This is a genomic window from Gemmatimonadaceae bacterium, from assembly GCA_020846935.1.
In the GTDB taxonomy this organism is placed as follows: domain Bacteria; phylum Gemmatimonadota; class Gemmatimonadetes; order Gemmatimonadales; family Gemmatimonadaceae; genus RBC101.
On the sequence record JADLCY010000004.1, the window covers coordinates 89,057 to 109,011 of the forward strand.

Below are 19,955 nucleotides of genomic sequence, written 5' to 3' on the forward strand. Positions count from 1 at the left end.
GGTCCGTATACTGTACTAGTCTTATTAGTACAGCTAATACGAGACGCGCGTGGCCAGAACCCGCCCCTTGATGCTGCAGATCGCCACCGGCGATCCGCGCCCCATCATCAAGCAGATCACCGACGCGGTACGGGTGAAGATCGCCACCGGCGAACTGGAGCCCGGCGATCAGCTGCCCAGCGTGCGCGGCCTGGCCCAGCAGCTGACCATCAATCCGAATACGGTGGCCAAGGCCTATGGCGAGCTGACCACCGAAGGCTGGCTGGAGTCCCGCCAGGGCATGGGCCTGTACGTGGCCACACCACGACAGCGCCTGTCCGATGCCGAGCGTGGGCGCCGGCTCGATGTGGCCATCGACCGCTTCGTCCACGACGTGGTGCCACTGGGTTTCCGGCCTGACGAGGTACAGGCGCGGGTCGCCCACGGGCTTCGGCAGCTTGCTCCCCGCAAGCGGGCCTGAACCCGCCGACTGACCTCCTTCCCGCCGAGATGACCGCCATGAGCGATTCCATCGACTACGTGATCGAGACCCACGCGCTCAGCAAGCGCTACGGGCGCAAGCTCGCGCTGGACAATCTCGACCTGCGCATTCCGCGCGGGCGCATCCACGCCATCGTCGGTGCCAACGGCGCCGGCAAGTCCACGCTGTTCCGCATCCTGATGGGATTCGCCATTGGATCCGGTGCCGCGCGAGGCCTATGTGTTCGGCATGGAAGCCCTGCTGCAGGCCCACCTCGGTGGCGCAAGGCCGGTCGCGCCGGGCCAGCGTCTGCGCGCCTACCTGCGCGACAACCTGCGCCTGGCCGGCCCGGAGTTCCGCGAGTTCGCCAGGCAGCAGGGCCCGAAGCAAGCCGCTGAATGATCCTTCATTCCGCCGTTCCAGCCGGCCCGTCCGCTTGACGATGTTCTGATCGTCCTATGCTCAGCGCTCGTCGTGGCACCTGAGCGTTGAGCCGGCTTGCTGCGTCGCTAGCATTCCAGAATGCCTGTCCCGGCCCGGTTGATCACTCGACGCCTCGTCCTCCGACGCTACCGACCGGAGGATGCCGCCCTCCTCAAACCCGCGATTGACGAAAGCCTCGACCGACTCGTGCCGTGGATGCCGTGGGCCCGGCATGAGCCGACGCCCCTGGCCGCGTTGGCGGAGCGGCTCACGACCTTCGGCGCGAGCTTTGACGCCGGCACCGAGTGGGCCATGGGAATCTTCGATCCCGTGGAGTCTCGCTTGCTGGGCGGCATCGGTTTGCATCGGCGAGGCCCAGCCCACGTCCTGGAGATCGGCTACTGGATTCGGACAGGAGAGGAAGGTCGCGGGTATGTCACCGAAGCCGTTGCGGCGCTACGGCAGGTGGCCGCCGCCGTCCCTGGCATTTCTCACGTCCGCATCTGTTGTGATCCACGGAATCGCCGGAGCGCCGCCATCCCCGATCGCCTCGGCTTTACGTCTTTAGGGATTACGCCCCGCGACGACACTGAGGCCAATGCAGATCGACGGGACACCCTGACCTTCGAGTGGACGCTGACCGATCAGGGACAGGTAGGAGGGATTCCGGATTCCTGAACAGGTGAGACGGCTGGGCAGGCGGGCTCCCCCGGGTGGCATTTCGCCCACACACGCCACCCGGTGTACCCTGCGTGGATGGCGCGTGCGGTCGGCTCGGCTGTCACCGCGATATCGAGCGTTGCTGTCTGAACGCCGACAGCGAACGGGCGCCCCGCTGCGGGCGCCCGTGGCCGTTCATGACCGGTCGCCGACCTAACGCGACGCCGCCGCGAGACGCCGGATCTCGCCAGCCATGGTACGCACGCGATCACCGTCCTTCGCGCCCGCGACATCCTTGTCGACCTGCGCCGCAAGTGCATTCAGCGCCGATGCACGGGCCGCGCCACTCTTCATCTCCGCCATGTCGAGCGCGGAGGAGATCGCGTCCGTCCGCTCCGCGGCGAGCCCGCGGTTCCGAACCAGCTGGTCGAGATACGACCGCACCACGACGAACGCCGGCGGCCACGTCAGCTTCGGCTGGCTCTGCGGATTGTACCGCTCGAAGCGCACCAGCTTCGCCGCCGCAATCTCGTTCGGCGACAGCTGGTCGCTCGGCGTCAACTCGAGGATGTCCATGCCGCGATCGAGCTCGGACGAGATGATCAGGCCGTTCCAGTAATACGCCCCCCACGAACCACCGATCGTGTTGCCTCCCCCTCGAACGTTGGGATCAGGCGGTGGCTGCGGCACGTCGGCGCCCTTGGGCGGATTGATGGACCCGCGGTCGAAGTATGCGATCTCGAGAGCGCTGTCGGGATTCGTGAAGTCCATGATGTTCACGCCCCCCTGGTACCACCCCTGCACGTACAGGTCGCGCCCCGGCACCGGAATGATGCCGCCATTGTGCGCCACGCAGTTCTCCTCGGCTGACTGCGCCGACCCGAGCTTGAAGTAGGCACGCTGGGTCTGCCGCTTCCTTCCGTCGAGCGTGATGACCGTGTTGCCGCCGAGTTCCTTCATGCTCGACGCCTGGCACATCGGGCCGGTGCCGCCGCCCCACTCCTCCGTCTGGATCAGCTTCTTGCCGTCATTGCTGAATGCCGCCGTGTGACGGCCCTGGAAATTGTTCGTGTCGACGAGCGCGTTGATGCGGATCGGTTTCTCGGGGTTCGTGATGTCCACGAGGATGGAGTGCGTCTGGCACGAGGCAAGGAGCATGTTCATGGCCGGGTACGAGGTCACGTCGTGGCAATTGCGCGGCGTGGTTGGCATCTCCGGGTTGGCCGCCGCACGCTGGGCCCGCATCTCCTGACGGCGCGGGTCGTTGGGGAGGCAGTAGCGCTTGCACTCGCCGGCTGCATCGAGGCCCGTGAAGATGCGCGCCCCCGGAATCACCTCGGCTTTCTCCGGGTTGTCGAGCGGCACCCGGATGATGTCCAGCATGAAAAGGGAGTTCGTCGGGTCGGCCGGGTCGTTGCCGTTCTTGCATCCCGCGAGCTCGGTCTCCGGGCGCGCTGCCTGCCCACCGGACACGTAGAGGTAGATCGTGCGCGGATCCTTGGGGCTCGGTACCAGGGTGTGCGTGTGCGAGCCCTTGCAGGTCTGCACGTTCTTCACGAGCCTGGGCGCCTTCGGGTTGGAGACGTCGAAGATGCGCACGCCGGCCATGTGGTCCTTCGGATCCTTCACGCCCCCGTCCGCGCAATCATTGCGGTTGCCCGCGCCTTCGGCGGACAGGAAGAGGAGGTGTTCGTAGATGGTTGGATCGCCCTGCGAGGTAATGCACTTGGTGGCTGACACCATCACCGGGTTTGCCGGATCGGCGATGTCCCAGATCGTGAACCCGGCGAAGTTGGCCTGATAGATGTAGTGCGTGCCAAACGCCAGGTCGGAATTGATGAACTTCAGGCCGGCGGTCGTGTCGAAAGCCGCTGGCTTCTTCACGAACGACACCTGCTTCATGTTGCTGATCGCGATGCCCGCGTCGAACCGGCCGGGCTTGAGGGTGCTTCGCGGATCCTTGTTGGACGGGTACGTCTGTGCCGACACGATGGTCGGGACGACGGTAGCGGCCAGCAGCAGGGTGAAGCCACGCATTCTGTGCATCGGGTCTACTCCGGGGAACGGGGACTCAGGCGTTCACTCTTGAGGCAGCAGCGATAGCAGACGCCGCATGATGCCGATCTCGGCGGTTTGTGCCGTGACCACATCATTGGCGAAGACATTCGCGTCCACTTCCTGACCGGCGCCGGGGGACTTGAGGAGGTCTTCGACCATCTTGAGCGCGCCGGCGTGGTGCTTGATCATGCCGTTGAGAAAGAGTCGGTCGAAGGCGACACCCTTCGCCTCACTCAGCGCCTTGAGCTCGTCGTCGGTGAGCATGCCGTCCATCCGCATGTCATGCCAGGAGGCTGTGTCCGGGGCGAACTGCCCGTACCGGCGGAGCCACTCCTGCATGATGAGGATCTCGGGCACCTGTGACTGATCGATCTTCCGCGAGAGCTTGAGCACCTGCGGATTGGCGCCATTCGCTTCCGCCATCCGCGACATCACGATGGCCTGGGCGTGGTGGGCGATCATCCCCTGCATGAACTCGACGTCCGCCTTCGTATAGAGTGCACCCTTGGGGATGACGATCTCAGGGCCCATGCGGTGCTTACTGTGATCCATGCCCGACTGCGCGAAGGCGCGCGAGGAGCCGGCGGCGAGCGCGCAGGCAACGGTGAAAACGAGGATCGGACGAGAGGCCGTCATGGCGAATGTGCTCCGGAGGCAGGCCTGCTTACGGAGCAAGCCGGCAGAGAAAGGCGCAAGGGGTGCGCTCGCGATCCCGTGCGGGTACGTGGCGAGCCTCCGGGTCTGTGATGCTCAACCGTGGGGCCGGTGCCACCGGGGCCCAGAATCTGTCGAAGGACGTGATCCGCCAGACCTGCCGCCCCGCGTGATCGCCCGGCACCTGGCCCGCCCGCTGGGCCGGGGACTTGCTAGCCAGGAGGAAACCCGGCGGCGACCGTTACCTGCTCGGCCTGCCAGAGGTGCCGGCGTTCGTGCGCCACGCTGATACGCAGGTAGCTGCCGAGCGGTATGCGAAGCAGGCGGCTCACCGGCGAGGTGACGCGCAATCGTCCGAGGTCGAGTCCGCGCGCGCTGTCGAGGAGCGACTGCCATTCCACGCCCGTCTCGGCGTACGCGCGCATGACGTCATCCGGCGCGTGGTCGGATCGGGTCGCGATCCGAAACACGTCGGGCGACCTGGTCCGCCGTCGCGGAGGTGGTTCCATCTCGGCCTCGAACCATCGCGAGAACCAGCCAACGGTGAACGTGCCCGTCCCCGAAATGCCGTCGGCACGACCCCGCGCGATCACTGGCCGCATCTTCGCCACGACGGCTCGCGCTGTCACGCTCAGGTGCACAAGGCACTCGGCGACCGACCAGGACTCGGCAGCCGGTCGCCAGTTGAACTGCGTGTGGCTCAAAGGCTTCACCAGCTTTGCCGCGCGATCCTGGCAGGCTCGGAACTGCTCGGTTAGGTCGTCGAGGGAATGCATGGAGGCCGAGGGAGTAGCGACGAGACCAGCGAGGGTGGACGAAGCAGCAGGGACGGAACATGATCCTCGTTCGCGGATCCGTCGGCGCGCGCCCCGTTCCCCCGTTGGTACTGGTGCAGTTTGAATAGAAGCCGGGCTCGCGGGTGTGAGTGTGCAAGGCCCCTCGTCCAACTCTGTCACGAACGCTCGCTACTGTCCACCTCGGCCCCTCCCCAAGCCATGCTGAAGCTCATCCTCGGGCTCCTTGGCACCCTCGTGCTGGCCGTCGCTCTCGTCACCGTGTGGGGTTCCCGACTGCCTCGCGAACATGTGGCATCGCGTGTGCTCCATCTCGCGCAACCGCGGGACAGCGTCTGGAGCGTGCTCACGGACTACGCCGGCCAGGCCTCGTGGCGTACGGACATCTCCGCGGTGCGCCGCCAGGAGGGCGCGTCACCGGAGGTATGGGTCGAAACTGGCTCCAACGGTGAAATGCCACTCGCGACGACTGTGAGTGAACCGCCCAGCCGGCTCATACGCACCATCGCGGACTCGACCCTGCCGTTCGGCGGGTCGTGGACGTATGAGCTGGCCGTTGAGAACGGCGGGACACGGCTCACCATCACCGAAGCGGGCGAGGTCTACCACCCGATCTTCCGGTTCGTTTCGCACTACTTCATGAGCCCGGCCGGCACCATCGAGGTAGTCATGAAGGCGCTGGCCGCGCGGTTCGGGGAACCGCCGCGGATCGAATGAGCGGACGGGCTGGCGATTCACCTGCCCGTCCGCTCGGCCTCACGCCGCTTTCACGAACTCCGATTCGATCTCGATCTTCACGTCGTTGCCGACGGTAAGCCCGCCGGTCTCGAGGATCTGGTTCCAGACGAGACCGTAGGCCTCGCGGTTGATCTTGCCGGTGGCGCTGAAGGCCTTGCGATCGTTGCCCCAGGGATCCTTGATCGCGCCATCGAACTTCGCGTCGAGCACGATTTCGCGCGTGACTCCGCGGATGGTGAGGTTGCCGACGATGCGGAAGTCACCGTTCACATTGCCCTCGACTCGCGTGCTGACGAAGTCGAGCGTGGGATGATTGTCGGCATCAAAGAAGTCGGCCGAACGCAGGTGCGCGTCACGCTGCTCGGCGCGCGTGTCGATAGAACCCGCGTCGATGGAAGCCGTCACACGGGAGTTGGCCGGATTCTGCTCGTCCAGCGAGATCGTCCCCGTGAACGACGCGAACCGACCGCGGACGGTGGAGATCATGAGGTGTTTCACGGCAAAGCCGACGTTGGTGTGGGTCGGGTCGATGGTCCAGGTCGTCATGGCGAGTTGGGTCGGAGGTGCGTCTTATGACTAAGTAACTTAGTACTAAGATAATGTCCGGCGCCGACGCCCGCAAGGGCCTCGGCACGCGCTGGGCGCGCACGCGCAGCTGTGGTGCCTGATTCAGGCGGGATCGCTGCGGCAGGGCCGGAACCACCTCCACGACCAACACACCTTTCCTGGCGGATGATTCGATGCCCCGCGCCTCGGGGCCGAATCGTTCCGCGAAAATCCGGTTCCATTGACGCGGGCGTTGGGGCCCGGCTAGGTTAGGCGCCATGAACGCCGCCGCCCGCCGCGCCTTTTTCTTCAGCTTTAGCCTCCCACACCCCGGGGAGAACGGCGGCGCGTAGGCAGAAGACGCGATCGAGCCCAAACCTCCCCGAGCGGGGAGGTTTTTTTTGTCCCACGGAATCCCGGAACCAGGAACGGAGCATTTCCCCGATGAGCCAGTCCATACCCGCCCTTGCCGAACTCCGCGAACGCATCGGCGCCCTCGACACGCAGCTGCTCGAACTGCTCGCGCAGCGGCAGGAGTGCGCCCGGGCGGTGGCCGAGAGCAAACTCGACGCGGCACTGCCCCTCCGCGACACCGAGCGTGAACGCGTGCTCCTGGGGCAACACGCGCAGCAGGGGCAGGCCCTTGGGCTGAATCCGCGCTTCGTCACCCGGGTGTTCCAGACGCTCATCGAGGAATCGCTCCGCACCCAGCGGCACACGCTGCAACCGCCTCCCAAGGCAACCAAAGTGGCCGTGCTCGGCGGGGAAGGATCCTACAGCGCGGCAGCTGCCCGGGCGTGCTTTACCGACAGCGACTACCAGATGGTACCCGGTCAGAAGTTCAGCGACGTGGTACGCCTGCTGCGCCGCGGCGAGGTCGACTACGCGGTCTTGCCGATCGAAAACAGTCTGACGGGTGCGATCAGCGCGGTGTACGACCTGCTGCGCGACGGCGACCTCTACATCGTGGGAGAGCACTACCTGCCGATCGTCCACAGCCTCCTCGCGCGTCCCGGTGTCACGCTCGGCGCACTCCGACGTGTGCACGGTCACCCGCAATCGCTGGCGCAGTGCGAAACGTTCCTGCAGGGCCACGATCTGCTGCTGCACTACTGTGACAGCACGGCCGAGGCCCTGCGCACGGTGGCAGCGAGCGCCGAGCCCGACGCGGTGGTCGCCGGCGCAGACGCGGGGCGCGCACAGGGCCTGGTGGTGCTCGCCGAGGGCATCGCCAACGCACGCGAAGTCGAAACGCGCTTCATCGTGCTCGGCCGCGCGCGGGCAGCGGTACAGGAGTCGGTGGCGGCCAAGACGTCGCTGCTCTTCTCCACCTGGTCACGCCCCGGCGCCCTGGTCGACGCACTGCAGGTGTTTCGCGATCGCGGGATCAACCTCACCCGCATCGAGTCGCGACCCATGGAGGGCGAGCCGTGGCAGATGATGTTCTTCGTCGATGCCGAGGGTAACGCAGACAGCAGCCGATTTGCCGAGGCGCTGCATGACGTGGCGCGGTGTACGCGGCTGTTGCGGGTGCTTGGCTGCTATCCGAACGATCGGGTTCCGCCGACCGACGTCCCGCTGGCGACGGTCGCGCAGTCGGAGGTCGCCGATGTGCCGGCCGCCGCGGCGCCGGCCGTACCCTCGGCAAAGGCTCCCGTGGCCAACAAGGCGTGGAAGCTCGCGAGCCGCGCACACAAGCCTGACGACACGATCATCGAGATCGGGCGGGCGCGCATCGGCGGCAACGGGTTCATGGTGATGGCGGGTCCGTGTTCCGTGGAGTCCGAAGGCCAGATCGAGCAGTGCGCCGAGTGGTCGGCGCAGCACGGCGCAGCGATGCTGCGCGGAGGGTGCTTCAAGCCGCGCACGTCACCCTACGCGTTCCAGGGCCTTGGCCTTCCGGGACTGGCCATGATGAAGGCCGCGGGCCAACGCCACGGCCTGCCGATCATCACCGAGGTCATGGCTCCCGAGCAGGTCGACGACATCGCCGCTCAATCCGATGCCCTTCAGATCGGCGCACGCAACATGCAGAACTTCAGCCTGCTCAAGGCGGTGGGGAGAACGCACCTGCCGGTCCTGCTCAAGCGTGGGTTGATGAGTTCCGTGGACGAGTTGCTGCAGGCGGCCGAGTACATCCTGGCGGGCGGCAATCAGCAGGTGATGCTGTGCGAGCGCGGCATCCGCACTTTCGAGACGGCGACCCGCAACACCTTGGACCTGAGTGCGGTACCCGTGCTCCGGGAGCTCACGCACCTGCCCATCATCGTGGACCCGTCGCACGCCGTGGGCCGTCGCGATCTCGTGGTGCCCATGGCGCTGGCTGCCAAGGCCGTTGGGGCGCACGGCATCATCGTCGAGTTCCACCCGCAGCCCGAGCAGGCCCTGTCCGACGGCCCGCAGGCGCTGTACTTCGAGCAGTTTGCCCAGATGATGCAAAAGCTTCGTAGCTGACACCGGGTTGTCCCGGTCACACCGAAACGTGCGCATATTCCGCCACATGCGAATCTCGCTCACACGCGCGGCGCTCCTCGGCGTCCTGTCTGCGGCGACCGTCGACGCACAGTCGGTGGCCGTGACGCTCCTCTCCACCAGGGAGGTCGCGCTCGACGGCGGTGCAACCGAAATGCGCGGTCTGGTAGCGCTCGACATCTCCGGTACCCGGGTTCCCAAGCGATTCGTGCTGCGTGTGCCGCCCGTCGCGACATGGAACGGCGGGCTCGTGATCGGGGCGCACGGCGGCAGTGGCGGCGACAACTACGATCGCAGCGGCAAGGTCATTGGCACGGACGAGTCGGCACTCGACGACGTCGTGGGGCGGCAGGCACTCTCGATGGGATTTGCCTATGCCAGTGTCGATCGTGATGGCGCGGGCGCCTGGCGCGAAGGCTACGGGCTCACGCGCCAGTTCACACGTATCGCCGCCGAGCAGGTGGCACGGCGCCTGGGCCGCGCGCCGGCACGCACGTATCTCGTTGGCCTTTCGGCGGGCGGTGGCATTGCCCGTCTTGCGGCTGAGGACTCGCTCCGTGCGTACGCCGGTGTACTGATCATCGCCGGCGCTGGCGGCGACCGGCCAACGCGTCTCGATCGACAGCGCCGGATGGCGGAGCTGTGGCCGCAGGTCGATCCGCGAACCAGGCCAGAGCTGCCAGCCGACAGTCCGCTCCTCCGTGCCTACGCCGATGCGGTGGGTACGCCGATCGCGGCGCGGCGCCTGTGGCCATACACCGGTGCGAGCGCCGTCGCCGCGACCTCTCGCGCCGCACCCGCGCGAACCGACGACGCGACCGGCGTGGTTCAGGTTCCCACGATCGAAGTCGTCGGGAGCTGGGACGATCTCGTGATCCGTGAGATCCGAGCGTACGATGCACGCGTACGACCGCGCGACCTCCACCGACTCTACGAGGTCGACGGTGCATGGCACATGTCGCCCGACGACGATGGCGTGTGGTCGTTCCAGTACATCGCGGAGACGCGCATGAAGCTCGGGAGCGACGTCGCCGACGCGATGGGCGAGGGCGCATCCTACCTGCCGACCGTGCGCGATGCCTTCAGGCACCCGGTGCGGTGGGTCGAGCAGTCGGTTCCACCTCCGCCCAGTCGGGTGGTTCGGCCAGCGGATGGCCTGCAGTAACACACACACCTCGCGATGACCTCGTCCTCTGGCGTCCTGCTCGACCTGCTCGACCTCGAACCCCTCGAAGTCAACATCTATCGCGGTCAGAACCGCGACCTCGGTGCGGGGCGGGTGTTCGGCGGCCAGGTGTTCGCGCAGGCTCTGGTCGCGGCGCGTCGAACGGTCGCCGAACCGCGGGAAGCACACTCGGCGCACGGATACTTCATTCTCCCCGGCGATCTCGCCGCCCCGATCGTCTACTTCGTCGATCGGCTTCGCGACGGCGGAAGCTTTGCGACGCGTCGCGTGACGGCGATCCAGCACGGCCAGGCGATCTTCAACCTCTCGGCATCGTTCCATCGCGCCGAAGACGGCCGGTCGCACCAGACGCCGATGCCAGAGGTGCCAGCGCCCGAATCACTCGCGCCCGAGCTGCAGCTCATTCGCGAGATGGCGGACCGCATCCCCGAGCCGCTGCGCGGTGTGCTCACGCAGGATCGACCGATCGACTTCCGACCGGTGGACCCGATCGACCCGTTCCGACCTGCGGCGCCGAGCGCGCCCGTGCGTCACGTCTGGTTCCGGGCCGTGGGCTCACTGCCTGACGAGTCCCTGATTCACCAGGCGGTGCTTGCCTACGCGTCCGACTACGGGCTCATCACCACCGCGCTTCAGCCACATGGTCTCACGTTTCGTTCGCGCGGGCTGCAGATGGCGTCGCTCGATCATTCGGTCTGGATGCACCGGCCGTTTCGCGTGGATGACTGGCTGCTGTACGCCATGGACAGTCCGGTGGCCGCCGGGGCCCGTGGCTTTGCACGCGGGACCGTGTATACGCGCACCGGCGAGCTCGTCGCCTCCGTCGCGCAGGAGGGCCTCATGCGGGTTCGTGTCGAGCCCACACCACCCAACCAATGATGCTGCCCAGGGTTCTCGGCGCATTCGCCATGGCGCTCGCCGTTCGCGCGGGAGCTGCGCAACAGGTGCATAAGCTGCCGGCCACGCCGCAAACCGTCGTCTACGGCTACTACTGGGCCGAGGCAAAGCCGGTGCTGCGGATCAGGTCGGGCGACATCATCGACGTCGAGACGATGATCACGAGCACGCCGCAGCGCCTGGAGGCGGCAGGGTTGTCGGCAACCGACGTGCAGCAGGCGCTCCGCGACATCGTGGCTCAGGTGACGGATCGCGGCCCGGGCGGGCATATCCTCACGGGGCCGGTATACGTCGAGGGAGCCGAGCCGGGAGACGTGCTCGAGGTGAAGGTCCTCTCGATCGGGCTGCCCACTGCCTATGGGTACAATGCATGTCAGGGCTTCATGCGCGAGCTGTGTGAACGACCCACGACGACCATCGTGCCCCTCGATCGCCAGCGCATGACCGCCGAGTTCCTGCCCGGCATCACCGTGCCGCTGCGGCCGTTCTTCGGCAGCATGGGCGTGGCACCGCCGCCGGCGCGCGGGCGTGTGAGTTCCGCTCCTCCGGACATCCACGCCGGGAACCTCGACAACAAGGAACTCGTGGTGGGCACGACGCTCTACATCCCCGTACACGTCGCGGGCGCCTTGTTCGAGGTGGGGGACGGGCACGCCGCGCAGGGCGATGGCGAGGTGGACATCACCGCCATCGAGACATCGCTCACCGGGCGACTGCAGCTCACGGTGCGCAAGGACATGAAGCTCGAATGGCCGCTGGGGGAAACGCGCACGCACTGGATCACGATGGGCATGGACAAGGATCTCACGGTCGCGACGCGCATCTGCGTACAGAACACCGTCAGGTTTCTCATGGAGCGCGCGAGGCTTACGCAGACGGAGGCCTATCAGCTCACCAGCGTGGCGGTGGATCTGCGCATCACGCAGTTGGTCGATGGCAACGTCGGCGTCCATGCCATGATCGACAAGGCACTGCTGGCTCGGCGCTGAGTTGTCGGGGCGCGGCTCTCCCGGCGCGCGCTGCGGCGCGTCAATTTGGTGCCGGATCGTCAGCCTGGAGGACGGATGTCGCGACAGACGCGGAAGGAGTTCCTCACGTTCGGTGCGCTGCTGGCCGGAGCGGCCACCATCGCGCGGGCGCCCTTTGCCCGGAGCGCGGCCGCCGAGCCGGAGCCGCCGCAGCAGAATCGTGGCAGTGGCATCGAGGCCGATAGCGTGGTGGTGAACGCACACGTCCACACGTCCGACGCGGCTCAGCCGCGCGCCGAGGCGTTCGCGGTGAAGGATGGGCGGATTCTTGCCGTCGGGCGATCGGCCGACATCCGGAACCTGGCGACGGCGCGCACGACGGTGATCGATGCTGCGGGGATGTTCGTGGCGCCCGGCTTCATCGACTGTCACAGTCACCCGAGCGGCATCAACGAGCTGTTCGGCGTGAACGCCAATGTGCGCACGGTGGCCGAGCTGCGCGCGAATATCGGCAGGCGCGTGGCTCAGGTGCCGGCGAATCAGTGGGTCGAGGCGTTCATGTTCGACGACACCAAGCTCGATGTGCCGTTGACGCGTCAGCACCTGGACGACATCTCGCCCAACCATCCCGTCTCGGTGAACCACCGCGGTGGGCACACGAGCTGGTACAACAGCAAGGCGCTCGAACTTGCGGGGGTGACACGGACGACGCCCGATCCGGATCACGGGCGGTTCTTCCGGGATGAGCGGGGCGAGCTGACCGGACGCGTGGCCGAGCTGGCGCGGGGAGTATTCGCTCGGGTCGGCGTGCGCGAGCGCTTCTCGCCGGAACAGGAACGCGAGCGCGCGCGCCAGGGCATGCAGCACATGTCCCGCGAGTTCGCGAAGGTGGGACTCACGAGCGTGCACGACGCGGGCACGAGTGCCGACAAGATCCGCGCCTACGAGGATGTGCAGCGCGCGGGAGAGCTGCGGCACCGCGCATGGATGATGATCCGCGGGGCCGCCTACCGCCAACTGCGCGATGCCGGCGTGTACAGTGGCTTCGGTGACGAGTGGGTGCGCGTCGGTGGCGTGAAGTACTCGGCGGATGGATCGGCGTCGGAGCGCACCATGCGCATGAGCACCCCGTACGTCGGCACCGACGACCATGGAATCCTGACGATGACGCAGCAGGAGATCCACGAAGCGGTGCAGGACGCGCACCGGAAGGGATGGCAGGTGGGCATCCATGCCAACGGGGACGTCACGATCGACATGGTGCTGCAGGCCTACGAACGCGTGTTGCAGGAAGCGCCGCACCCCGATCGCCGTCACCGCATCGAGCATTGCACACTCGTGAACCCCTCGCTGCTGGAGCGTATCAAGGCAACGGGCACGATTCCCACGCCGTTCTGGACCTACGTCTACTACCACGGTGAGAAGTGGTCGCAGTACGGTGACGACAAACTGCGCTGGATGTTCGCTCACCGCTCGTTTCTCGACATGGGGATCCGCGTGCCGGGCGCCTCGGACTACGGGCCGGGGCCGTACGAGCCACTGATGGCCATCCAGAGCATGGTCACGCGCCGGGACTATCGCGGCCGCGAATGGGGCCCGAACCAGAAGGTCTCGATCGATGAGGCGCTGAGCATCGCGACCATCAACGGCGCGTATGCCTCCTATGAAGAGCGGGTGAAGGGCTCGATCACGCCGGGCAAATACGCGGACTTCGTGATCCTCGAACGCTCGCCGGCGGATGTGGCGCCGGATACGATCAAGGACATCCGGATCGTGCGCACCGTGGCCGGTGGCCGCACCACCCATCAGACGTGAGCTCGGATCGACCATCGCGGGCCGACGCGAGGGCGCAACTGACCTTGGGAGTCATCACGCTGGGGCAGTCGCCGCACCCGGAACTCGAGCAGGCGTTCGTCGACGCGGCGTCCACGGTCCGCGTGCGTGTGCGCGGTGCGCTCGATGGGCTGGGACCGCAGGAGATCGCCGACCTTGCCCGGCGGCGTACCGACGCGCCCGTCCTCGTGCGCCTGGTCGATGGTTCGACGCGCACGATAGGCATGGAGTGGCTGCACCCGCTGGTCGAACGACTGGCGCGCGAACTCATGGAAGCGGATGCGCGCCTCATCGTCATCGCATGCACGGGAGACTTCCCGCCGTGTCGCTGCGAGGTGCCCATCCTCCAGCCATCGGTCGTGTGCCGAAACGAACTGGCCGCGAGGAGTCCCCGGGCCCGCGTGGGCATCGTGGCGCCGGTCGAGGCCGAGGCGCGGGTGACGGCGGCGCGATGGCTGGCGGATGGCTTCCTCCCGGTCGTGACCTGGGCCTCGCCACGACGCCATGTGGAGGTGATGCGGGCGGGCCAGGCGATGCGTGATGCCGACGTCGACGTGGTCATGCTGGACGACCTTGGACACGATGTGGGGAGCGCCGAGGAGTTCGCGCGGCGCTGTGGAAAGACTGTCGTGACGGCGCGAGCGCTCGTGGCGCGCGCGGTGCAGGCGGAGCTGCTCACCCGCTAGCCGCGCCCCGATAGCGGGCTCGGCGTCGCGGTTCGGTGGACGACGGCGGGATTCCGGGAGAGATTCGCGGACGCTTTCGTCGATCCCCTGTCCCCGCGTCCCATGTCCCGTCCCCTTGGCGTTGGCTTCATCGGCTCCGGCTTCAACACGCGCTTTCACATTCAGGGATGGCGTGGTGTGCGCGAGGGCGACGTGCTCGGCGTGTGGAGCCCGAACGCGAAGAATGCGGCCGACGCGGCAAAGCTGGCCCGTACGCTCGACGTGGGTGCGGCCAGGCCCTACAAGTCGATTGCTGACATGGTGTCCGACCCGGCGATCGACGCGATCTGGCTCTGCGGCCCCAACCACGCGCGCATCGAGAACGTGGAGGAGATCGTCGACGCGGTGAAGCGTGGAAAGGGCGAACTCAAGGGCATTGCGAGCGAGAAACCGCTCGCTCGCAACGTGCAGGAGGCGACGCAGGTCGCGAAGATGGTGGCGTCGGTGGGGCTGCAGACGGGATACCTGGAAAATCAGCTCTTTGCGCCCCACGTGGAGTACGGCAAGGCGCTGATCTGGGCGCGTGGCGCGGCCACGACCGGTCGGCCCTACCTCGCGCGTGCGGCTGAGGAGCACGCGGGGCCCCACGGGCCGTGGTTCTGGCAGGGCAATCTGCAGGGCGGGGGCGTGCTGAACGACATGATGTGCCACTCCGCGCTGGTCGTGCGGCACCTGCTCACCAAGCCGGGCGAGCCGCTGTCGACGGTAAAGCCGGTGCGGGTGACGGGCCACATCGCCTCGCTCAAGTGGACGCGGCCGCACTACGCGGCCCAGCTCAGGAAGACCATGGGCGCCGACTACACGAAGACGCCGTCGGAGGACTTTGCGAGCGTGATGATCGAGTTCGAGTCGGCCGACGGGTACCGGATGATCGGTGAGGCGAGCACGTCGTGGAGCTACATCGGCGCCGGCCTGCGCCTCTCGGCGGAACTCCTCGGGCCCGAGTACTCGATGAAGTGGAACTCGCTCGACAGCGGGCTCCAGCTGTTTTTCTCGCGCGAGGTCAAGGGAAGGGCGGGCGAAGATCTCGTGGAGAAGCAGAACGCGGAGCAGGGCGTGATGCCGGTGGTGCCCGAGGAGTACCTCGCGTACGGGTACACCGGCGAAGACCGTCACTTTTGCCGCGTGTTTCTGGGGAAGGAGACGGCGCGACTCACGTTTGACGACGGCGTGGACGTGGTGCGCATGTTGATGACGGCGTACCAGAGCGCCGAGCAGGGAAAGACGCTGGCGTTCCCGCCAAAGGGGATCGACCGGTTCGTGCCAGCGGTGGCCAAGGGGGAATGGCGACCGTAGCCCGGCCGCCATCGTCAACGATGTCTCGTCAGGCACGCCACCAGGGGCAAACGCGGGCGCGTGCCGGCAACCAGGCCATAGGCGGGCGTCGGGTTCGCGCCATGCGCACGATACCTGTCGCTGGTGCCTTCACACCGAAGTAGCCCGATCGGGCCCGCAACCACCTCTTCACCCTGCCAGTTGATGCGATCCGTCACCACCTGGATGCCACGCGCACGGTCGATGACCATCGCGCGTGTCCTGCTGCTGTCGCTCCTCGCCACCCCGGTCGCTGCGCAGCGGCCCACACTGGCTCCGGCGACGCGTGCGTATGTACGCATCGACACGAACGTCGTCGCGTTGACCAATGTGCGTGTCATCGATGGCACCGGAGCTGCCCCGCGGGACGCGCAAACGGTCGTCATCCGCGACGGAAACATCGCCGCCGTTGGAGACGCTGCGACGACGGTGGTGCCGGCCGGCGCGCTGCAGGTCGATCTCACGGGCAAGACGCTGATACCCGGGCTGGTCATGGTGCACGAGCACCTGTACTACCCGGCGGGGCCCGGCATCTATGGCAACTACACGGAGTCGTTCTCGCGACTCTACCTCGCTGGCGGCGTGACCTCGATGCGCACCGGCGGCAACATGAACGGCTACTCCGAACTCAACATCGCCAGGGCGATCGAGCGCGGCGACAAAGCCGGCCCCTGGATCGACGCCACGGCGCCATACCTCAACGGGCCGAACGCGTTCATCCAGATGCATGCGCTGCGCACGCCGGCCGAAGCGCGGACGTTCGTGAACTTCTGGGCCGATCAGGGCGCCACGTCGTTCAAGGCCTACATGCAGATCTCGCGCGAGGTGCTCAGGGCCGCGATCGACGCCGCACACGCCCGGGGTCTCAAGGTCACCGGCCACCTCTGCTCGGTGACATACCGCGAGGCAGCAGGACTCGGCATCGACAATCTCGAGCACGGCTTCCTGGCCGCGACGGACTTTGTCACCGGCAAGGTGCCTGACGAATGCCCCGGGCAGGGTCGCGGCCAGCAGTCCGTGAATGCGATCGACCCGTCCAGCGACGCGGTGCGCTCACTCATCCAGGAGTTGGTTCGCCGCAAGGTCGCGCTCACGTCGACGATGACGGTGTTCGAGACGTTCACGCCGGGCCGACCGATGCCGCCCGGGATCGAGGTGCTCGTACCCGCGATGCGGGAAGCTTATGAGCGGCAGCACGCCCAGGTTGCGCGAAATGCCACGTCGCTCTACTCGACGCTGCTTCCGAAGGGGATGGCGCTCGAGCTGGCGTTTGCGCGCGCCGGTGGCCTGCTGGTGGCGGGTACCGACCCCACGGGCGGTGGCGGCGTCATCCCGGGGTTCTCCAACCAGCGCGCGGTGGAGCTGCTGGTCGAAGGCGGCTTCACGCCGGTCGAGGCGATCCGGGTAGCCACATTGAACGGAGCCACCTACCTTGGCAGAGCGTCGCGCGTCGGGTCGATCAACGTGGGCAAGCAGGCCGACCTGGTGGTGATCAACGGGAACCCCGCCGTCAGGGTCGCCGACATTCGCCACGTGGAGCTGGTCTTCAGGCAGGGCGTGGGGTATGACCCGGCGAAGCTCATTGCGTCCGTGACTGGACGCGTGGGCCTCTTCTAGCGGCGGAGGGAGGGAAGGCGGATTCGACAGGCGATTGATGAGATGGCTGCGACCAGTCGGATGGCCGGACAGGTGGATCGTCAGGATAGTCGAGGACACCAACAACAACGGACACTTCAACTCATGTTCCGAAACTTCGGGTTCGCGCTCCTTCTGGTTCCTTCCCTGGCAGCGGCGCAGGGCACGCGGGCGCAATGCGCCCCTGACAACGCGGGCCTCAGGCTCCCGGACGGATTCTGCGCGCAGATCGTCGCCGACAGCATTGGCCCGGCGCGCCACATCACCGTGGCGCCTAACGGCGACCTGTTCGTGGCCGTGCGCAGCACGAACACGCAGCGCGGCGCCCTGGTGATGCTCCGGGACACGAACAACGACGGCACGGCCGACGTGGTCTCGCGCATCGGCGCGCTCACCGGAAGCGAGGCCGTGTACCACGACGGCTACGTCTACTTCGGCACCGACACCGCGATCGTACGCTACCGCTGGAGCCCCGGCGGGATCGATCGCGGGGCCTCGCCAGACACCGTCGTGATGGGCCTGCGCGCCGAGCGCGGGCATCATGCCGCCAAGAGCTTCGCGATCTCCCGGGACGGGTCGATCTTCGTGAACATCGGGGCGCCTTCGAACGCATGCGAAGAACGCATGAACGCACCGGGCACCAAGGGTCAGGATCCGTGTCCCTTCCTCGAGACCTCCGGAGGAATCTGGCGATTCGATGCAAAGAAGCTCCGGCAATCGCAGGCGGACGGCGAGCGCTGGGCAACGGGCATCCGCAACATCATGGCGATCACCATGGACCCCGCGGGGCGCATCCCGTGGGGCACGCAACACGGGCGCGACCTGCTGGCCAGCAACTGGGGCAAGACGTTCCCGCTGTACACCGAGGCCAAGAGCGCCGAGAATCCCGGTGAGGAGATGTTCAGGCTCGACAAGGGCGGCGACTTTGGCTGGCCGTACTGCTACTGGGACGTCGACCAGAAAAAGAAGGTGCTGGCGCCGGAGTACGGTGGCGACGGTGTGAAGCCGGGGAAGTGCGCCGCGGTGGGTCAGCCGATGGCCGCCTACCCGGGTCACTGGGCGCCTAACGGGATGGTCTTCTACACGGCGAACGCATTTCCGGCGAAGTACCGGCAGGGTGCGTTCATCGCGTTCCATGGCTCGTGGAACCGCGCGCCGCTCCCGCAGGCCGGCTTCAATGTGGTCTATCAACCCTTTGCCAGTGGGCGCCCCAGCGGAGCGTACGAGATCTTCGCCGATGGGTTCCGCGGTGCGGCCAACGAACAGCAACGTCGCCCCACGGGGCTCGCCGTCGCTTCCGACGGATCGCTGCTCGTCACCGATGACCGTGCGGGGCGCGTCTACCGCATTCGCTGGGTCGGCGGCCGGTAACAGCACCGAAGTTCCTTGCACGAAGACGGCGCCGCGGGGATGTGGATCCCGCGGCGCCGTTGCACGTTTTCGCGACCCTCGCTGCCACTCGCCCATGACTGACTCCAGCCTCAGCCCACGCGTCCTGCTGGCCGCCTTCGCGCTGGCCACCATCACACCGGCCGCGTCGATCGCACAGACACGCACGCGCAACGTGGTGCTGATCGTGAGCGACGGGCTGCGCTGGCAGGAAGTCTTTCGCGGCGCCGAGCGCGCCCTCGTGAGCCGCACGGCTGGCGGTGTGCGCGACACGACCGCGGCTCTGAGGCGCTGGTATCGCGAAGATCTCGCGTCGCGCCGGCGCACGCTCCTTCCGTTTCTCTGGGGGAGGATCGCGAATGACGGCGTGCTGCTCGGCAACCAGGACAGCGGGAGCGTGGCGGCGATCACCAATACCATGCGCTTCTCGTATCCGGGCTACAACGAGCTGTTGACCGGCGCTGCCGATCCGCGGATCGACAGCAACGAATATCCGCCCAACCCGAACATCACGGTGTTCGAGTGGCTCGCCCGCCGCCCGGCCTACCGAGGGAAAGTGGCGGCGATCGCCACCTGGGATGCCTTTCGCCGGATCTTCAATCGGGAGCGTGCCGGCTTCGACGTCTTCGACGGGTGGGACGAGCCCTTCCACGGGGCCATGGCGCGCACGCCGCGCGCCGCGTTCGTGAACGAGTGGTACCGCACCTCGGTACGGATGTGGGACGGCAACGCCTTCGACGCCCCGATGCACGCCGCCACGAAGGAGTACATCCGCCAGCGAAAGCCACGCGTGCTGTTCGTCGGTTACGGCGAAACCGACGAGTGGGCGCACTCGGGCATGTACGACATGCTGCTCCAGTCCGCCCACCGTGTCGACGGCTACATCCGTGACCTATGGGAGACGATGCAGGCCATGCCCGAATACCGTGGCACCACGACGTTCATCATCACCACCGATCACGGTCGCGGCGACGGGCCATCGAAGTGGCGCGACCACGGTGAGGATGTGACCGGCGCGGAGAACATCTGGTTGGCTGTCATCGGGCCGGACACCCCGGCGCTCGGAGAAGTCACGCGTGCGGCTCGTGTGGCGCAGTCGCAGGTCGCGGCCACGCTCGCCGCACTGCTCGGCGAGGACTGGCGCGCGACAAACCCGCAGGCCGGCGCACCCATCACATCGGTCGTGGGTCGCCGTCGGTGACC

Annotated in this window: 19 protein-coding genes and 1 pseudogene; 15 read left to right on the forward strand and 5 right to left on the reverse strand. The window is 67.0% G+C overall.

The features are described 5' to 3' along the window. Nucleotides 1-70: 70 nt before the first annotated feature. The 4 genes and pseudogenes from IT361_06425 (at nucleotide 71) to IT361_06440 (ending at nucleotide 1,561) form a co-directional block, all read left to right on the forward strand. On the forward strand, nucleotides 71-460 hold the full coding sequence (locus tag IT361_06425; GenBank protein MCC6317314.1) for a GntR family transcriptional regulator: 390 nt from the start codon (nucleotides 71-73) through the stop codon (nucleotides 458-460). Between the two features lie 29 nt (nucleotides 461-489). Further along, nucleotides 490-669: pseudogene (locus IT361_06430) on the forward strand (ATP-binding cassette domain-containing protein). Nucleotides 670-673: 4 nt separating this feature from the next. Beyond that, entirely contained in the window at nucleotides 674-862 is a 189-nt protein-coding gene (locus IT361_06435; GenBank protein ID MCC6317315.1) for a hypothetical protein, read from the forward strand. Between the two features lie 120 nt (nucleotides 863-982). After that, complete coding sequence (locus IT361_06440; protein MCC6317316.1) at nucleotides 983-1,561, forward strand: GNAT family N-acetyltransferase; 579 nt, start codon at nucleotides 983-985, stop codon at nucleotides 1,559-1,561. Between the two features lie 195 nt (nucleotides 1,562-1,756). Here the strand turns inward: IT361_06440 and IT361_06445 are convergent, their stop codons facing one another. From IT361_06445 to IT361_06455, 3 genes are all read right to left on the reverse strand, one after another. Beyond that, nucleotides 1,757-3,589: a hypothetical protein gene (locus IT361_06445; GenBank protein MCC6317317.1), complete on the reverse strand. Its 1,833-nt coding sequence runs from the start codon at nucleotides 3,587-3,589 to the stop codon at nucleotides 1,757-1,759. A 33-nt stretch (nucleotides 3,590-3,622) separates the two neighbouring features. Then, the gene (locus IT361_06450; GenBank protein ID MCC6317318.1) at nucleotides 3,623-4,237 is read right to left on the reverse strand and encodes a DUF305 domain-containing protein; all 615 of its coding nucleotides are present in this window, start codon (nucleotides 4,235-4,237) and stop codon (nucleotides 3,623-3,625) included. 230 nt (nucleotides 4,238-4,467) lie between these two features. Continuing rightward, nucleotides 4,468-5,031 carry a DinB family protein gene (locus IT361_06455; GenBank protein ID MCC6317319.1) on the reverse strand — a complete coding sequence of 188 codons (564 nt, stop codon included), beginning with the start codon at nucleotides 5,029-5,031 and terminating at the stop codon, nucleotides 4,468-4,470. A gap of 219 nt (nucleotides 5,032-5,250) precedes the next feature. Between IT361_06455 and IT361_06460 the strand changes: the two genes are divergently transcribed. Further along, nucleotides 5,251-5,766 (forward strand): SRPBCC family protein, encoded by a 516-nt coding sequence (locus IT361_06460; GenBank protein MCC6317320.1) that lies wholly within the window; start codon nucleotides 5,251-5,253, stop codon nucleotides 5,764-5,766. A 39-nt stretch (nucleotides 5,767-5,805) separates the two neighbouring features. On the opposite strand, the gene IT361_06465 is transcribed toward IT361_06460, so the two are convergent. Further along, entirely contained in the window at nucleotides 5,806-6,333 is a 528-nt protein-coding gene (locus IT361_06465; GenBank protein ID MCC6317321.1) for a YceI family protein, read from the reverse strand. A gap of 444 nt (nucleotides 6,334-6,777) precedes the next feature. On the opposite strand from IT361_06465, the gene IT361_06470 reads away from it, so the two are divergent. The 7 genes from IT361_06470 (at nucleotide 6,778) to IT361_06500 (ending at nucleotide 15,710) form a co-directional block, all read left to right on the forward strand. Further along, nucleotides 6,778-8,787 (forward strand): bifunctional 3-deoxy-7-phosphoheptulonate synthase/chorismate mutase, encoded by a 2,010-nt coding sequence (locus IT361_06470; protein MCC6317322.1) that lies wholly within the window; start codon nucleotides 6,778-6,780, stop codon nucleotides 8,785-8,787. 46 nt (nucleotides 8,788-8,833) lie between these two features. Next, nucleotides 8,834-9,970 (forward strand): alpha/beta hydrolase, encoded by a 1,137-nt coding sequence (locus tag IT361_06475; protein MCC6317323.1) that lies wholly within the window; start codon nucleotides 8,834-8,836, stop codon nucleotides 9,968-9,970. Between the two features lie 15 nt (nucleotides 9,971-9,985). Then, entirely contained in the window at nucleotides 9,986-10,870 is an 885-nt protein-coding gene (tesB, locus tag IT361_06480) for an acyl-CoA thioesterase II (protein ID MCC6317324.1), read from the forward strand. 29 nt (nucleotides 10,871-10,899) lie between these two features. Then, nucleotides 10,900-11,877, forward strand: a complete 978-nt coding sequence (locus tag IT361_06485) for an acetamidase/formamidase family protein (protein ID MCC6317325.1) — start codon at nucleotides 10,900-10,902, stop codon at nucleotides 11,875-11,877. A 75-nt stretch (nucleotides 11,878-11,952) separates the two neighbouring features. After that, entirely contained in the window at nucleotides 11,953-13,671 is a 1,719-nt protein-coding gene (locus IT361_06490; protein MCC6317326.1) for an amidohydrolase, read from the forward strand. Between the two features lie 44 nt (nucleotides 13,672-13,715). Further along, nucleotides 13,716-14,375, forward strand: coding sequence for an AroM family protein (locus tag IT361_06495; GenBank protein ID MCC6317327.1), 660 nt, complete (start codon nucleotides 13,716-13,718; stop codon nucleotides 14,373-14,375). A 102-nt stretch (nucleotides 14,376-14,477) separates the two neighbouring features. Beyond that, a complete protein-coding gene (locus IT361_06500) occupies nucleotides 14,478-15,710 on the forward strand; it encodes a Gfo/Idh/MocA family oxidoreductase (GenBank protein ID MCC6317328.1) in 1,233 nt (410 codons plus the stop codon). 14 nt (nucleotides 15,711-15,724) lie between these two features. Here IT361_06500 and IT361_06505 read toward each other — a convergent pair whose 3' ends face one another. Further along, entirely contained in the window at nucleotides 15,725-15,940 is a 216-nt protein-coding gene (locus IT361_06505) for a hypothetical protein (protein MCC6317329.1), read from the reverse strand. Here IT361_06505 and IT361_06510 point away from each other — a divergent pair. The 3 genes from IT361_06510 to IT361_06520 all read left to right on the forward strand — a co-directional run bounded on the left by IT361_06510 (nucleotide 15,894) and on the right by IT361_06520 (nucleotide 19,953). After that, entirely contained in the window at nucleotides 15,894-17,345 is a 1,452-nt protein-coding gene (locus tag IT361_06510; protein ID MCC6317330.1) for an amidohydrolase family protein, read from the forward strand. The genes IT361_06505 and IT361_06510 overlap by 47 nt on opposite strands. Nucleotides 17,346-17,468: 123 nt before the next feature. Further along, on the forward strand, nucleotides 17,469-18,734 hold the full coding sequence (locus IT361_06515) for a PQQ-dependent sugar dehydrogenase (protein MCC6317331.1): 1,266 nt from the start codon (nucleotides 17,469-17,471) through the stop codon (nucleotides 18,732-18,734). A 94-nt stretch (nucleotides 18,735-18,828) separates the two neighbouring features. Beyond that, nucleotides 18,829-19,953, forward strand: a complete 1,125-nt coding sequence (locus tag IT361_06520; protein ID MCC6317332.1) for an alkaline phosphatase family protein — start codon at nucleotides 18,829-18,831, stop codon at nucleotides 19,951-19,953. Nucleotides 19,954-19,955: the final 2 nt, after the last annotated feature.